The organism is Streptococcus suis (assembly GCF_002964575.1).
GTDB lineage: Bacteria > Bacillota > Bacilli > Lactobacillales > Streptococcaceae > Streptococcus > Streptococcus suis_R.
Genome location: NZ_POQQ01000050.1, coordinates 65,968 through 80,381 on the forward strand (window position 1 = coordinate 65,968; position 14,414 = coordinate 80,381).

A 14,414-nucleotide genomic window follows, 5' to 3' on the forward strand; every position below is an offset into this window, starting at 1 on the left:
AATTATATAAGTAAAAAGAATGAAATGCAAAGAAAACGCTAACAAGTAAAAAAGCTCCCAACGATAACCGTCAGGAAACTGAATAAAACACTCTAAATTGAAAAGAAAATTTCTACCCTTACTTCACCGTCTCCACCTTCCACTCCTTCCAACCTCGGAAGCGAATGGCTCCTTGCTGGTCAGTACGATAGACTTGAATATTTCGACTGACAAAACGGTCCAAGGTTTCTTGGTGAGGGTGCTTGTAGCGGTTGTTTTCTCCTGCTGATACTAGGGCAATCTTGGCTCCTATATGGTCTAGAAACTCAGGATAGGAAGAACCTTTGGAGCCATGGTGACCAGCCTTCAGGACATCGACAGGCAAGCTGGGATAGGCTTTTATCAAGTCCAATTCCCCCTGCTCCAAGTCCCCTGTAAAGAGAAAATTCGTTTCCAACAAGCGACCGTAAAGGACAACAGAGTCATTATTGCCACCGTCCCCTGTCCCATCTGGATAGAGGACTTCTAGATAGGAGTCAAAAATCGGCAAGCGGTCGCCCACCGCCACCACATCAACAGGAACATTGATTTCTTTCAAGGTGGCTACAAAGTCAGGCACCGTCAGGCTTCCTGGTGACACGTAAATCCGACCAATCTGGACCTGCTTCGCCACTTCCAACACATCGCCCACATGGTCCGCATCGGTATGGGTCAGGACCAAACTATCAATCCTGTCCACGCCCCGACTATGCAGATAGGGAATCAAGGTCCGCTCTGCATTTGCCTGCGAAGACCGCTCTTGCCACTCTTCCTTGGCCGCAAAATCGACCCGACCGCCCACATCAATCAGGACCGTCAGCCCCCGCATATCCCGCAAAAAGATGCTGTCCCCCTGCCCGATATCCACCACCGTCACCTCATTTTCCAGAGGATGTTTGGTCATGAAAAATAGCAGAGCGAGGACCAGGCTCAGTCCTAAGAGCCATTTTTTCTTCCTGTAGAAATCGTAGAGCATGAAGAGGCTGACCAGCAAAAGCAAGAGGACCAGCCCAGACGGCTTGCCCAGTATCCAAGGTCGTATGCCCAAATCCGCCACCCAGACAATGATTTTTTCCATAAAGACAAAAAATCCGTTGACCCAAGTTATCTTGACCAGAGGTGACAGGAGAAAAATAACTGACAAACCTGGCAAGAGCAGGACATCAAAGATAAAGGAAAAGACAAAGGTCAGGAGGATGGACAGAGGCTGAAAGGCATAGAAATAGCTCATAAGTACAGGTAGAATCCCCAGCGAAATACTGAAACTCTCCACCGCAGCCTTTTTGACCTGCCCCAAGTCCTCAAAATCAAAGACCGTCAGCAAGAAAGCATAGGTAAAAGTCAGCACTCCACCTGCCGTCAGTAAAAATCGGGGCAGCATCAACAGGCAGACAAAGACCGTCACCGCAAAATTATCCAGCTTCCGCAAGCCCATATTGCCCAGAATTTTTTGGACAAGCGACCGCACCACTGATACCGAAAAGCCTGTCAAACCAGCATAGACCAGGGAAAAGGGAATCTGCAACTTATCTACCGTTTCCTTAGTCAAGCCCAGACGCAGCAAAATCCAACGAAACTTGTCGATGAAAAAGCCCACCTGCATACCAGACAGGGCGAAGAGATGAATGATACCCAAACTGGAATAGAGGTCGCTCATCTGATCAAAGTCACTATCCAGCTCCCCAAACAAGAGCCCTGTCATGTAGTGGCTCATAGGTGCTGGAAAATTGGTCTTGATATAGACCAAGGCTTGCCTCCGCCAGCTTGATAGCCAGTCAAAAACATTCCAAGACTGGATAGGAACAATCTTCTTAATCGCGGTTAGCTTGACAGTCCGATAGATGCCCTGTGTTTTCAGATAGGCCTGATAGTCAAAGCCCTTGAAATTCCTCTGACCAGCTGGCAGGCTGACCTCTGCCTCCACTTCTAGCTGGACCAAACCTATCAGCTTTTGAAAATAAGCCTGCTCCTCCTGACTGGCTAATTTGTAGAAAACTTGATAGTTTTGTCCGTCAGCCCGACCCCGAAAGGACAGGCTGTCCCCGTTAATGTCAATAGTATCTGGAATAACCTGAACAGATGTCACTTGCTCTGGGGCTGACTGGGCTGCCCGCTCCCATTGGACCTTCTGGCATCCAAAAAACAGACCGCACAGGGCTAGAAGCGGCAGCGTTTTGAGGAACACTGCCTTACCTTGCCGAAACCCAAAGACAGCTAGCAACAAACTCAGCAGGCCCATTGTCAAGAGGGAAAAAGAATGGACTGCAAAGTAGGCCGCCACCGCCAAGACTGCCAGGTGAATGGGCTGGCAGGGGGGCTTACTCAACCGTGACATAAGGTCGGATGCTTTCCATGGTCTTGTCGCCGATGCCCGATACATTGTTGAGGTCGTCCACCGACTTGAAGCCACCATTGGCCTCACGATAGGCGATAATGTCCGCCGCCCGCTTGGCACCGATGCCCGAAATGGTCTGCAAATCCGCCTCGGTCGCCGTGTTGAGATTGACCTTACTTTCATTTCCTTCTGGGGACATAGCAGAGCTGGCAGTCGTGCTGGCTACCACCGAGATCTTTTCGTCCTTGCTGGCCACATAGACCACCGCCTCGTCGCTGAGCTTCTGAGCCAGATTGATAGACTTGGGGTCTGCCTGACTGGTCAAACCGCCAGCCGCATCAACCGCATCATTAACACGCGCACCAGATTCTAAAGTGTAGAGCCCCGGCTTTACTACCGATCCCTTGACATCAACGACCAGCTGGCTGGACTCCTCACTTTCTTCTGTACTGTTTTCCTCGACCAACTCAGAGCTGCTAGAAGTTTGCTCGGTCTGTGGAAAGTCTGTCAGTCCTGTCTGATCAGACTTGGCAGGTTGACTGAAAATTAAGAATGTCGTCAGAAGCAAACCTGCAGCTGCTGGCAGAGCAATCTGCCACTTGTATTCTTTAAGCATTTCTATATAAGTTTTGATTGTATCCATAAATTACCTCCACCTATATAGTTCGCAAAAAATACGAAAATCCCGACCTTATAAGCCGAGATTTTCATATTTTGTCCGATAGCCAATCTGCAAAATTTTCCCATCTTGAATCAGCAATGGACGTTTGATCAGCATACCATCATTAGCTAATAAGTCTAAGGCTTGGTCCACCGTCAAACTGTCAAATTTGTCTTTTAGACCGAGTTCGCGGTAACTATTGCCTGAAGTGTTAAAATACTTTTTCAATTCCAAACCTGTTGCTTCCATCCAGGCTTTGAGCTGGTCAGCACTTGGAGGGGTTGCCTTGATGTCAATGGCTTCAAATTCCAAGCCCAAACTTTTCAGCTCTGCTTTTGCCGCCCGACAGGTCGAACACTTAGGATATTCATAGTATAAAATCATTGTTTCACCTCAAAGTATGGATTTTCGTGTTGCAAGAGCCAGATTTTTTTATCCAGTCCTCCCGCATAGCCTGTTAACTGCCCTTTTTGATTAAGAACACGGTGGCAGGGAACGATGATAGAATAAGGATTTCGCCCAACTGCTCCGCCGACTGCCTGCCCTGAGCACACTCTCAGTTGCTGGGCAAGTTGTCCATAGCTAGTCGTCTGGCCATGAGGGATTTCTTTCAATAAAGCCCAGACTTTTTCCTGAAATTCCGTTCCTGTAGCTTCAAGCGTCAGGCTAGAAAAATCTACTTCCTCACCTGAAAAATAAGCATCCAGCAAGAGACTAGTCTGGTCTAAAATAGGATGTGAGCTTAGAACTGGCTCTTCTCTTAGGCCTCGTTCAAAATATTTCTGGTCCTCAAACCAAGCTCCTCGCAAGCCCCTATCACTAGCAACAAGGGACATAGCCCCAAGTGGACTGTGGTAGATTTTCTTATATAGCATTCTAGCCTTTGTTTTTGATAACACGAACCTTGACAATGGCCTCAGTCGTTTCAAGTTTAGCAACCAAGAGATCAATCTTCGCCTTATCTGCTTCATCCAAGTCTAACAAAGTATAAGCATAGTCACCTTTTGACTTATTGATGATGTTGTCAATGTTGATGCCCAATTCAGACACAGCTGTGGTGATTTTTGCCACCATGTTTGGAATGTTCTTGTTAATCAAGGTAATACGGTAGGGAGCATCCAAGAACTGTTTGACATTTGGGAAATTGACTGAGTTGATGATTTCACCCGTTTCCATAAAGCGACGAATGGTCTGCCCAGCTGCAATGGCACAGTTGAGCTCCGCTTCTTCTGTTGAACCACCAACGTGTGGGAAGACGATAATATTATCTTTGTTGAGCACTTCTTCTGTTCCAAAGTCAGTGATGTAATTCTTGATAACTCCCGCTTCGATAGCTTCAAACAAATCAGCGTTGTTGACCAACTCACCACGGGCGAAGTTAATCAAGGTCGTTCCTTTTTTCATTTGTCCAAAACTGTCAGCATTAAAGAGTCCTCGTGTCTTATCTGTCAAAGGAACATGAACAGTAATGTAATCCGCATTGGTAAAGATTTCTTTCAAATCATCTACCCGTTTGACATGACTTGAAATCGTCCATGCTGTTTCAACTGACACATAAGGATCATAGCCAAGTACATTCATGCCCAGACGACGAGCATCGTTGGCAATACGGGCACCAATAGCACCAAGTCCAATAACACCAAGGGTTTTGCCTGAAATCTCTGTCCCTGCAAACTGCTTCTTGCCAGCTTCGACTTGTTTTGGTACATCATCTCCTGACAAGGTATTGGTCCAAGCTGTCGCTCCGATATAGTCACGGGCAGACAAGAGGATAGAAGCAAGCACCGCTTCTTTTACGGCATTGGCATTGGCTCCTGGAGTATTGAAGACCACGATTCCTTTCTCCGTAGCTTCTTCGATTGGAATATTGTTTGTTCCTGCACCTGCACGGGCAATGGCCTTCAGATTTTCAGGAAAATCAAAACCATGCAAGTTTTCAGAACGGATGATAAAGGCATCTGGATTAGCCGCATGGTCTCCATCAATCTGAAAACGATTGCCCAATTCCTTCAAACCAACCTGGTTAATATTGTTAAACGTTCGTACACTAAATACCATTTTTCTTACCTAAAAAGGCGGAAGAGCTACCGCCTGACTTTCTTTATTACTTATTTCCTAAGAGCCAACGGTCGTCTTCACTAATCTCCTGATAAAGACTGCGCTCGCTCTTGTGTTTGATTTTTTGGTAGGCCAGGCGTTCGCCGTCCAAGGGAACCTTTCCACAGTAGACAAAGCCTAGCTTTTCCAGAATGTGCTGCATAGGCAGGTTTTTCTCATGGGTATCACAGCGGAAGTCTGGCCCCTTTTGCCCTTCGATAATCCCTTGCAGGAAGGTCTGAACCACACCTTGACCCTGAAACTCCTTGGCTACTGCCACACGATGAATAGTCGTGTAAAGGGGATTGTTATGCTGCCAATTGCCCTCATAAATGGCTTCATAAGCAGCCTCGGTCCCACGAAAGACAGCCGCATAAACTGCAACCTTACCGTCCACCAGACCAACATAGCCCTTGCCTGTTAAAATATCATCAAAAATCGTATCTTGATCAGGATAAGTTCCTTGCCACTGACTACTCCCAGAAGCTGCTAGAAAGACTCTAGCTTGGTCAATAATCTGACAAATAACCCCGATTTCATTTGGATGAGCAAGACGGATTTCCATTAAGCATTCTCCGCTTCAAATTTCTTCATAAAGTCAATCAAATCAAGTACGCCTTGACGTGGGAAGGCATTGTAAAGCGACGCCCGCATTCCACCAACAGAACGGTGGCCCTTGATATTCTTAAAGCCTGCTGCTGTCGCTTCTTTGACAAACTTGGCATCCAATTCCTCGCTTGGTGAAACAAAAGGAATATTGGCAACCGAGCGTTCTTCTTTTTTGCGAACAGGGTTGCTGTAAAAAGCTGACGCGTCAATGTAGTCGTAGAGCAAACCAGATTTTTCACGGTTGATTTTTTCCATTTCATCTACACCACCAATTTCTTTGACCCATTCAAAGACAAGTTTAGAAATGTAGATAGAGTAAGCTGGGGGTGTATTATAGAGCGATTCATTTTCTGCTTGAATGCGGTAGTCCAACATGCTTGATAGCATTGGTTGATCGTTGAGGAAATCCTCTCGGATAATGACAACTGTCACACCCGCTGGACCAATATTCTTCTGTGCACCCGCATAAATCATGGCAAAGTCTTCTACATTGTATCGAGCTGCCAAGATGTTTGAAGACATATCGCCAATAACTGGAACACCATTGGTATCTGGAATGTCATAGACAGCCGTACCTTCAATGGTATTGTTGGTTGTCAAGTGAACATAGGCTGCACTTGGGTCAATGTCATTTTTATCAAAGGTTGGCAGTTCTGCATAGGTGATGTCTTCTGTTGAACCTAGCAAAATTGGTTCAAAATCAATGGTCTTAGATAGTTTCACAGCCTCTGTATAGGCTTTTTTACCCCAAGAACCACCTGCTAGATAGTAGGCTTTCTTCCCTTGAGCAAAGTTGAGTGGAATCATGGTAAATTCCAAAGACGCTCCGCCTTGCAAGAAAATCACCTTATAGTTCTCAGGAATAGCCATGAGTTCGCGCAAAGTTGCCTCAGCGCCTTTAATAATATCGTCAAAGTCTTTGGAGCGATGGGACATCTCCAAAACACTCATTCCCGAACCGTTATAATCCAAGAATTCAGCTTGAGCGCGTTCAAGCACTGGTTTTGGCAATACTGCAGGACCTGCAGAGAAGTTGTAGATTGTCATAAAATCCCTCCAAAAATGTAATGTGTTCATTATATCACAAGAATTCAGAAAATTCCATAAAGTTACCTTAATTCTCAGAAAAGATACGGAAAGTCATAACCACCCGTGAAAACGGGTGGCTTGTACACCGGCTATAAGCCGTTTCTCTCCAGCTACGTCTAAAGACGTTCGCTGAACTTCGTTCAGGTTAGTGCTATAATTACTTGACTAATGCCCGTAACAACGGGCTTTTATCTTGTTCTAAAACTGCCATCTGAAAATGGATCTTCATACTCTTTGACACTCAATTTATCAAGTGCAATGTCATTTTTCTCCTGCTCGCGAATGTATTTCGCAACTGTCTTTTCGTTCAACCCAACGGTACTAACATAGTAGCCTCTAGCCCAAAACTTTCGATTTCCATACTTATATTTTAAATTAGCATGTTTATCAAATATCATTAGAGCACTTTTACTTTTCAAATATCCCATAAAATCGGAAATCGAAAGTTTCGGTGGGATCAAGACAAGCATATGAACATGGTCTGCCATCATGTGTCCCTCAATAATTTCCACGCCTTTGTATTGGCATAGATGACAGAAAATATCAATTAAGTCCTGTCTAATTTTGTAGTAAATGGATTTTCTCCGGTACTTAGGTGTGAAAACTATGTGATATTTGCACATCCATTTGGTATGTGATAAACTGTAACTGGTTTTAGCCATTTCTTTTTCCTCCTTTATCTAACCTGAACAATTAGATTATAACAGGAAAAAGAAATGGAAGCTCAAAGCCTTGTCAGCCACCAGCATAGCTGGTGGTTTTCTTGTTTTTCTCTACGAGAAAAACTGGCTCGAAGCCATAATGAAAGGATAGACTACTTAGCCTATCCCGTGATATAGATCATATACTTCTTGTCTTTTGAGTTGGTAGCGTTTGGCAACTTCTTTAATGGCCTGGTTGGGTTTGCGGCCACTTGAGATTTCCTTCTCAACCTCAGCCTTTAAATCCACATCATCTGCAGACGGTAATTCTTCTTCACCAGCCCCTGCAACGATGATAAGGCATTCCCCTTTTAGAGGGTTGTCCTTCAAATAGTCCAAAACTTCTGAAATCGTCCCGCGCTGGAATTCTTCATAGAGCTTGGTCAATTCACGAACGACAGTCACCTGGCGATTTCCATAAACAGAAAACATATTTTCCAAGGTATCTGCCACACGATAGGGTGATTCATAGAAAATCTGCGTTTCAGGATAGGCACGCTTTTCTTGGAAAAAATCCTTTTGCTGCCCTGCTTTTCGCGGTAAAAATCCATAGAATATATGTGGTTGCGGAGCCAATCCAGAGGCAATCAAAGCCGTTATACCCGCAGACGCACCAGGCAAGGCCACTACGGGAATGTCTTCTGCAACGGCCGCCTTTACCAAGTCATGACCTGGGTCTGAAATAGAAGGCAGGCCTGCATCCGATACCTGTGCAATGGATTGACCAGACTTGAGCCAATCAATCAAGACAGGAATTTTTTCATGAGCATTGTGTTCATGAAAAGAAGTTTGTCTGGTTTCAATCTCAAAATGTTTGAGCAAAAGCCCTGTATTTCTCGTGTCCTCCGCTGCAATAAAATCAACATCCTTCAAGGTTTGAATAGCTCGGAAGGTCATGTCCTGTAAATTGCCAATGGGCGTTGGAACCAAGTAGAGACTGCCAACACTTGTCTGTCCCTTAAATGATTTCTGTACTTTCATCTCAATCTCGATTCAATAATTCAATACAAAACATACAGGGTTCATCGTTTTCCCTGCGCTGTCCATAAGAGAAGGTACAAATATGGAAACCATCTTCGTAAATATTTTCCAAATTTTCCTTCCCAAAATTGGAAGACTTATGGCCTGTCTTATCTTCTTTTTCAAGACGCTCTCGCAACTTGGAATTTTCCAAGCGGAGAGTTGTATTTTCGTCAATGACGCCCTGCAAGTGTTTCTTAATGGCATCCACTTCTGCCAAGGTCGTTAAAAGATTCTGCGAAAAATCATCAAGGGCATCAAAAATTTCTTTCTTATCCATGGTCTTCCTTTCTGCTTATTGTAATGTCATAAACTCCAAACTATTTTGTAGGCTAACATTGGCCTGCCACATCCGTTTGGCTGTTAAAACTGCATCCATTTTCTCTCGGGCTAGTGGCTCCATCATCTTCTCCGCTAAGAGCAGGCTGAGAAGGTCAAACAAACGTCCCTGCTCTGCCTTTTCCACAGCCAAAGCAACTAAGATCCCCACCTGCAAATAGGCTTGATTCGAATTGACAAGAAGCAAGTCGATGAACTTTTTAGACTGGCTAACCAGGTCCAAGAAACTCCTATTCTCTGCTAATCTTCTCGCTTCTTCTTGGCTAGAAACCAATCGTGCCAAAAGACTAGCCTCCGTTTTCAACAAACCCTTCTCTTCAAGCATTCTCTCCAAGGCAGGAAGATTTTTGGGAAAAGCAATCATCTGCGTCCGACTCTTTATGGTCGGAAGCACGGCTTCTTCTTGGTTGGTCAGGAGAAAAATATGAATATCCGATTGGGGTTCCTCAATCACTTTAAGGAGGGAATTGGCTGCGTTAGCATGCATTTTCTCTGCATCCCGAATGATGAAAACCTGTTTGCTGGATTCAAAACCAGATTGCGAAAAATTCTTGACCAGCTCGCGTACCGTTTCCGTCTTGATAATCGTTCCCTGGGGTTCCAAGAGGGTCACATCGGAAAACTCGCCTACCTCTATCAAGCGACAAGTACGACAATTTTGACACGGCAATACACCTGCTTTTTCCTGACAATATAAAGACTGGCTCAAAAAAATCGCCATGTCATAGCTGGCAAAGTCCCCCGAAAACAGATAGGCATGGGCCAGGCGATGCTGCTCCAAGATGGTCACAAAGCGCTGAAATACTGTCGGCTGTAAATGTTTTAGTTCCTCAATCTTCATGTTCTTTCTGCAAACCGTTTCTTAATAACTGCCAAGGAATCTGCAACAACAGCTTCTAAAGGCTGGCTGGCATCAATCTTAACCAAACGCTCTGGTTCTGCTTCTAAAATACTGAGATAACCTTGCCGAACCCGCTTGTGCATATCTGCCTTTTCCATATCCAGACGGTCCACATCCCTGCTTGCATTGCGAGCAATTCGGGCCAAACCCTCTTCTGCATCAATGTCAAAATAGAGGGTCAAATCAGGTTTCAAGCCATCGGTCGCAAACTGGTTGAGCCAGTTAATATCAGCCACATCCAGACCACGTCCAAATCCCTGATAGGCAATGGAAGAATCGATAAAACGATCAATCAAGAGCAACTTGCCCTCAGCCAAAGGAGGCAAGATTTTTTCTTTCAAGTGCTGACGACGGGCTGCGATAAAGAGTAAAAGCTCTGTCTTATCATCCATCTCAGTATTGGCAGGATTTAGAATAATATTGCGGATTTCCTCTGCAATCGCCACTCCACCTGGTTCCCTAGTCGTTACGACCTCTGGACCAAGCTCCTGCAAGGCAGGTAATAATTCCTGCAAAACCGTTGTCTTTCCAGCCCCGTCAGGACCTTCAAATGTAATAAAAAAACCGTTTCTCATCATTTCCTCACTCGTAGAACCTGGCTTCACAGCTCAGCTCTACCATCTACATCAAAGCACTTTACTTTTGAATGCAAATTCCTAGATAGTCATTCCATTTTACCAAAAAATAGGCAAAAAATCACTTGAAAAATGGACTTGTTTTTCATACAAAAATCTTTTAAAATTGATATATAGATGTTTTGGGAGGTTGCTATGATTCGTTTAAAAAATATTTTATTGATCTTGCTCGGTGCCGGGTTATTTGCCTTTGGACTCAACTACCTAATCATGCCCAATCGTTTATTTGAAGGGGGCGCAACTGGTCTGACCCTTATTATTTATTACCTTTTCGGCATTCAACCATGGGTGATGAACATTATCATCAATATCCCCTTGTTTATCCTCGGTTGGAAAATACTGGGTAAAAAAACTCTCTATCTTAGTATTTTAGGAACTCTAGCTGTCACTGTTTGGCTGGCTATTTTTGAAAAAATTCCCTTTTCCATCCATCTCCAGCAAGATTTGATTTTGGTTAGTATCTTGGGTGGTATTCTAATGGGATTAGGGCTTGGCACCATCTTCCGTTCAGGTGGAACCACTGGTGGAAGCGACATCATTGCCCGAATCGGTCACAAATACACTCCCTATTCGATTGGACAAATTATCCTAGCCATTGATATTCTTATTCTGACCTTGATTGTCATTGTCTTCAAAGACTTACGGACTGTCTTGTACACCTTGATGATGGTGGCTATCGCTTCCCGCGTCATCGATTTTGTCACTGAAGGTGGCTACGGTAGCAAAGGGGTCATGATTGTTTCACAAAAATCCGATCAGCTTGCCCAAGCCATTGATAGCGAGATTGAACGTGGTGTCACCTTTATCAAGGCGCAAGGTTTCTATAGCAAGACCGATGTCAATATGATCTACTCTGTCATCTATAAGAGCCAATTACAAGAAATGAAAGAACTTATCCATCGCATTGATCCCCACGCCTTTATCACCATTACAGATGCCCATGAAGTGCTAGGGGAAGGATTTACACTGGACCGTGATAAACAACCACTAGAACGACATTGATAAGAAAACTAAAACTGCAGATTCAAATGTCTGCAGTTTTTACATTATTCTGTTGTTTCAAGTGGTTGTTCTGCTTCGGACTGGGCTTCTTTTCCTTGTTCTAGCAAGGCCGCAATAATCTTCTGGTCACGCAGTTTGACCGAATCATTGATGGTTTCAGCGGAACGAATGATGGCCGCTTCCAACTCACGACGTTTCTGACGACCTTCATCAATGGCTGCAATAATACCATTGTTCTGGGCAACCAAACTCTCTGCCAACTTGGTCACTGAAGCTACTGACAGGGTCGGATTTTGCGCCGTCCGTTCCATCATTGGAATGGCCTCTTTCGAGGTATCAGCCAGCATCTGCAAAGCAGCATTGTTGGCATTGACAATGGCATCCGCCGTTTGGCTAGACTTGATAGACTGTTGCAAAATTCCCAACTGAGCGATAGACAACTTCATTGTCGGGATGGTGTTGCGACGCAACATCCCCAAACGTTGTTTCATGTCAGATGACACTTTGACCAGGTTACGCATTTGCGGTGTTGTTGTCCAAGCGACGTAAAGACGGCTCATGTATTCAGAATGTTGTTGTTCGAGGATATTGGCAACTTCCGTTACACGCGCCAACTTTTCAGAAGCTACTTGATAGTCTACCGTCGTTGGTTGCAGACCTGCCAAACGTTCCTGCTCTGCTTTTGCCCGCTGGGCAGCCTCTTGACCAGTCGCTTCGATAAAGGCAATCACGCCGACTAGATTTTCAATAGACTTGGTATTGTTCTCAATCAAGAGCTCCGCTGACACGATATTGCGGGACAAGACTTCCTCTTGCTTGACCACGCTGGCTGCCATGCTGTCCATTTTCTTTTCAATGGTCTGCGAATCGAAGTAAAATTCCTGCAAATCATTCTTGGTCTGCTTGAAGAGTCGTTGGAAGAAGCCAGGTTTCTTCTCTAACTCAGCAGTTGTCGAAATGTCCTTGTACTTAGCCACAAAACCGTTCAATTCACGGTTGGTATTGGCCAAGAGCTCATCCACCTGGGGAATTTCAATCTTTTTCTGTTCTGACAAGATGTGATTGACTGTCGCATTGACTTCTTCTACCGCTTCCTTACCAAAATCCAAGAGGGCATTCTGATTGGCCAAGAAATTATCCACTAATTGTGGCGCCTTGGCACGAATACCTGTCTGCTGTTCAGGTGTCAACTGGGCCAAGAAAGAGACCTTGGTAGTATCTCCAGCTGGTGTTGCTTGAATGATTTCCGTGGTCTTGTCCTTGGTTGACAAACTGTTATTGGCAATCTGATCAATATCGAAATTAAATCCTGACATCTTATCCTTCTTTCTTCTTCATCATGCGCAGGCTGACTTCAAAATCCTGCATATCTGCTTCGTTAAATTGTTTAATGGTATGGTCCAAATCCTTGTCAAAGGTTTCCAGAGCCAGCTTAGCCTGAGCCAAACGCTCCTCTCCATTGAAATAATCGTTTGGAGATTCTTTGATTTTCAAATAGCCCTGCAAAATATCCCTAAAGCGATTCATATTGGCTTCATGGATGGCTGTCAATTCTTCCCGCTTATCTGTCGCATTCTCCAGTTTTTCCAGAATAACCTGATTATCCCTTTGAATGTTGCAATAGGTTTCCAGGATTTCAGGAGCCAATTCTGAAATGCGTTTTTGTTCATCCCAAGTTTCATGTTTGGGAGGAGTAAAAGCATCCATCCTTTCATGACTATTTCCATCAAACGAGGTAGCTCTCTCAGGCATTTTCAATTGATACTTGAGCTGCAGGGTATCGACGACTTCCTTACTCTGATAGGCATCCAAGTATTTGCCATTCTTTTGATACAATTGGTCTAATTCAAATAGCTCACCCAAAATACGACTACGCAGGGCTAAAACTGCCTTATCCTCTCCATTTTCAGCTAACAGTTGTTGGTGCTTTTCAAAACCAGACTGAATGCTGAGTTGCAAGGTCTGAAACCGATTGATTTTATCCCCATGCAAAAAACGATTGATATTGTCACGCTTGAAAAGGCTGCCAAGAATGGGCAATAAGACCTTTCCAAAACTTTTCAGCAAGCCCAGAACTAGAACAAGTAGGATACTTTCAATATCGTCATCATGTCTGTACTTCTTATACTTTTTATGTCCCATACTTCCTCCTCTTGTAATCCCTTTTATTATACCATATAACCAATTTGTCTAGTCAAAACTTATTCACAAAAAGAAGAAAAAGCCGAGAAATCTCGACTTTAGATATTTTTAGCAACGGTTGGGACTAGGCTGTCAATCTGCAAGCCTGCTCCTTCAAATAGGGCTCTGATTTCTTCAACATCTACCTTACCGTCAATCTGTACTTCGATGACCGCCTTGCCTGATTTGGTAACTAATTGGACCGTTGAAGCAATATTGTATTCCTTATCTGCTACCAGACGGATGATTTTCTCCAATTCTCCTGCCTTATTTTCCACAAGGAAGCGAGCACGAACACCCTCTTCACCATAGCCTGAAACATGGAGAAAGGCTGCAAAGACATCACGGTCAGTAATGACACCATAGAGCTGACCATTGTCCACAACTGGAAGAATGCCGACCTTGTTTTTATACATGAGGTAAACAGCATCCTCAAGACTGGCATAGCCTGAAACAGTGATGACATTTTTAATCATGACATCCTTGACCTTGGTCTTGTTTAGAAGGTAGTTCATCTCGTAAATGGACAAGCTCGTTGCCTTAGATGGACTGGCTTCTGCAATAGTTCCTTCTGTCACCAAGCCGACTAATTTGTCATTTTCAATAACAGGCAGACGGTGCAAGCCCTGTTCACGCATCAAATCAGCCGCATGAGCGATGGTTGTGTCTGGTGAAATGTAAACAACTTTACGGGTCATAAAATCTTTAACTGACATAGGATTTCCTCCTCGTATTTTTCCTACATCCATTATAGCATAATACGAAAACGATTTCAATGTTTTGTGAAAAGAAATGAAAATTGAAGCCAGTAATCAGTAGAATATTT

Annotated in this window: 16 protein-coding genes; 1 reads left to right on the forward strand and 15 read right to left on the reverse strand. The window is 44.2% G+C overall.

The genetic code is table 11. From position 1 onward, the window contains the following. Window positions 1-118: 118 nt before the first annotated feature. From C1E58_RS07030 to tmk, 12 genes are all read right to left on the reverse strand, one after another. Complete coding sequence (locus C1E58_RS07030) at window positions 119-2,353, reverse strand: DNA internalization-related competence protein ComEC/Rec2 (RefSeq protein ID WP_105209863.1); 2,235 nt, start codon at window positions 2,351-2,353, stop codon at window positions 119-121. Beyond that, window positions 2,337-2,996 carry a helix-hairpin-helix domain-containing protein gene (locus C1E58_RS07035; protein WP_105209864.1) on the reverse strand — a complete coding sequence of 220 codons (660 nt, stop codon included), beginning with the start codon at window positions 2,994-2,996 and terminating at the stop codon, window positions 2,337-2,339. Before C1E58_RS07035 ends, C1E58_RS07030 begins: the two co-directional genes overlap by 17 nt. A gap of 48 nt (window positions 2,997-3,044) precedes the next feature. Further along, window positions 3,045-3,398 (reverse strand): arsenate reductase family protein, encoded by a 354-nt coding sequence (locus tag C1E58_RS07040; protein ID WP_105107574.1) that lies wholly within the window; start codon window positions 3,396-3,398, stop codon window positions 3,045-3,047. Beyond that, window positions 3,395-3,889, reverse strand: coding sequence for a methylated-DNA--[protein]-cysteine S-methyltransferase (locus C1E58_RS07045; protein WP_105209865.1), 495 nt, complete (start codon window positions 3,887-3,889; stop codon window positions 3,395-3,397). The genes C1E58_RS07040 and C1E58_RS07045 overlap by 4 nt, the downstream gene beginning before the upstream one ends. A 1-nt stretch (window position 3,890) precedes the next feature. After that, on the reverse strand, window positions 3,891-5,072 hold the full coding sequence (locus tag C1E58_RS07050) for a 3-phosphoglycerate dehydrogenase family protein (protein ID WP_105209866.1): 1,182 nt from the start codon (window positions 5,070-5,072) through the stop codon (window positions 3,891-3,893). Window positions 5,073-5,118: 46 nt separating this feature from the next. After that, the gene (locus C1E58_RS07055; protein ID WP_105209867.1) at window positions 5,119-5,676 is read right to left on the reverse strand and encodes a GNAT family N-acetyltransferase; all 558 of its coding nucleotides are present in this window, start codon (window positions 5,674-5,676) and stop codon (window positions 5,119-5,121) included. Then, window positions 5,676-6,767 carry a 3-phosphoserine/phosphohydroxythreonine transaminase gene (gene serC / locus C1E58_RS07060; RefSeq protein WP_105209868.1) on the reverse strand — a complete coding sequence of 364 codons (1,092 nt, stop codon included), beginning with the start codon at window positions 6,765-6,767 and terminating at the stop codon, window positions 5,676-5,678. The genes C1E58_RS07055 and serC overlap by 1 nt, the downstream gene beginning before the upstream one ends. Window positions 6,768-6,997: 230 nt before the next feature. Continuing rightward, on the reverse strand, window positions 6,998-7,471 hold the full coding sequence (gene tnpA / locus C1E58_RS07065; RefSeq protein ID WP_105209869.1) for an IS200/IS605 family transposase: 474 nt from the start codon (window positions 7,469-7,471) through the stop codon (window positions 6,998-7,000). Between the two features lie 156 nt (window positions 7,472-7,627). Beyond that, window positions 7,628-8,491 (reverse strand): 16S rRNA (cytidine(1402)-2'-O)-methyltransferase, encoded by an 864-nt coding sequence (gene rsmI / locus C1E58_RS07070; protein WP_105209870.1) that lies wholly within the window; start codon window positions 8,489-8,491, stop codon window positions 7,628-7,630. A gap of 1 nt (window position 8,492) precedes the next feature. Further along, on the reverse strand, window positions 8,493-8,810 hold the full coding sequence (yabA, locus tag C1E58_RS07075; RefSeq protein ID WP_105113252.1) for a DNA replication initiation control protein YabA: 318 nt from the start codon (window positions 8,808-8,810) through the stop codon (window positions 8,493-8,495). 15 nt (window positions 8,811-8,825) lie between these two features. Further along, window positions 8,826-9,710, reverse strand: coding sequence for a DNA polymerase III subunit delta' (locus tag C1E58_RS07080; protein WP_105209871.1), 885 nt, complete (start codon window positions 9,708-9,710; stop codon window positions 8,826-8,828). After that, complete coding sequence (gene tmk, locus C1E58_RS07085; RefSeq protein ID WP_105209872.1) at window positions 9,707-10,345, reverse strand: dTMP kinase; 639 nt, start codon at window positions 10,343-10,345, stop codon at window positions 9,707-9,709. The genes C1E58_RS07080 and tmk overlap by 4 nt, the downstream gene beginning before the upstream one ends. Window positions 10,346-10,540: 195 nt before the next feature. On the opposite strand from tmk, the gene C1E58_RS07090 reads away from it, so the two are divergent. Beyond that, window positions 10,541-11,407: a YitT family protein gene (locus C1E58_RS07090; protein ID WP_105209873.1), complete on the forward strand. Its 867-nt coding sequence runs from the start codon at window positions 10,541-10,543 to the stop codon at window positions 11,405-11,407. 44 nt (window positions 11,408-11,451) lie between these two features. Here the strand turns inward: C1E58_RS07090 and C1E58_RS07095 are convergent, their stop codons facing one another. The 3 genes from C1E58_RS07095 to C1E58_RS07105 form a co-directional block, all read right to left on the reverse strand. Continuing rightward, a complete protein-coding gene (locus C1E58_RS07095; RefSeq protein WP_105209874.1) occupies window positions 11,452-12,723 on the reverse strand; it encodes a toxic anion resistance protein in 1,272 nt (423 codons plus the stop codon). A 1-nt stretch (window position 12,724) separates the two neighbouring features. After that, entirely contained in the window at window positions 12,725-13,549 is an 825-nt protein-coding gene (locus tag C1E58_RS07100; RefSeq protein ID WP_105209875.1) for a hypothetical protein, read from the reverse strand. Between the two features lie 98 nt (window positions 13,550-13,647). Further along, window positions 13,648-14,304 (reverse strand): CBS domain-containing protein, encoded by a 657-nt coding sequence (locus C1E58_RS07105; RefSeq protein WP_105125602.1) that lies wholly within the window; start codon window positions 14,302-14,304, stop codon window positions 13,648-13,650. Window positions 14,305-14,414 lie beyond the last annotated feature (110 nt).

Coding starts and splice junctions, on each gene's coding strand:
- C1E58_RS07050 (WP_105209866.1), bottom strand. CDS start 5,072: ATGGTATTTAGTGTACGAACGTTTAACAATATTAACCAGGTTGGTTTG.
- C1E58_RS07055 (WP_105209867.1), bottom strand. CDS start 5,676: ATGGAAATCCGTCTTGCTCATCCAAATGAAATCGGGGTTATTTGTCAG.
- C1E58_RS07030 (WP_105209863.1), bottom strand. CDS start 2,353: ATGTCACGGTTGAGTAAGCCCCCCTGCCAGCCCATTCACCTGGCAGTC.
- C1E58_RS07035 (WP_105209864.1), bottom strand. CDS start 2,996: ATGGATACAATCAAAACTTATATAGAAATGCTTAAAGAATACAAGTGG.
- rsmI (WP_105209870.1), bottom strand. CDS start 8,491: ATGAAAGTACAGAAATCATTTAAGGGACAGACAAGTGTTGGCAGTCTC.
- C1E58_RS07080 (WP_105209871.1), bottom strand. CDS start 9,710: ATGAAGATTGAGGAACTAAAACATTTACAGCCGACAGTATTTCAGCGC.
- C1E58_RS07040 (WP_105107574.1), bottom strand. CDS start 3,398: ATGATTTTATACTATGAATATCCTAAGTGTTCGACCTGTCGGGCGGCA.
- C1E58_RS07105 (WP_105125602.1), bottom strand. CDS start 14,304: ATGTCAGTTAAAGATTTTATGACCCGTAAAGTTGTTTACATTTCACCA.
- tnpA (WP_105209869.1), bottom strand. CDS start 7,471: ATGGCTAAAACCAGTTACAGTTTATCACATACCAAATGGATGTGCAAA.
- C1E58_RS07045 (WP_105209865.1), bottom strand. CDS start 3,889: ATGCTATATAAGAAAATCTACCACAGTCCACTTGGGGCTATGTCCCTT.
- C1E58_RS07095 (WP_105209874.1), bottom strand. CDS start 12,723: ATGTCAGGATTTAATTTCGATATTGATCAGATTGCCAATAACAGTTTG.
- yabA (WP_105113252.1), bottom strand. CDS start 8,810: ATGGATAAGAAAGAAATTTTTGATGCCCTTGATGATTTTTCGCAGAAT.
- tmk (WP_105209872.1), bottom strand. CDS start 10,345: ATGAGAAACGGTTTTTTTATTACATTTGAAGGTCCTGACGGGGCTGGA.
- C1E58_RS07090 (WP_105209873.1), top strand. CDS start 10,541: ATGATTCGTTTAAAAAATATTTTATTGATCTTGCTCGGTGCCGGGTTA.
- serC (WP_105209868.1), bottom strand. CDS start 6,767: ATGACAATCTACAACTTCTCTGCAGGTCCTGCAGTATTGCCAAAACCA.
- C1E58_RS07100 (WP_105209875.1), bottom strand. CDS start 13,549: ATGGGACATAAAAAGTATAAGAAGTACAGACATGATGACGATATTGAA.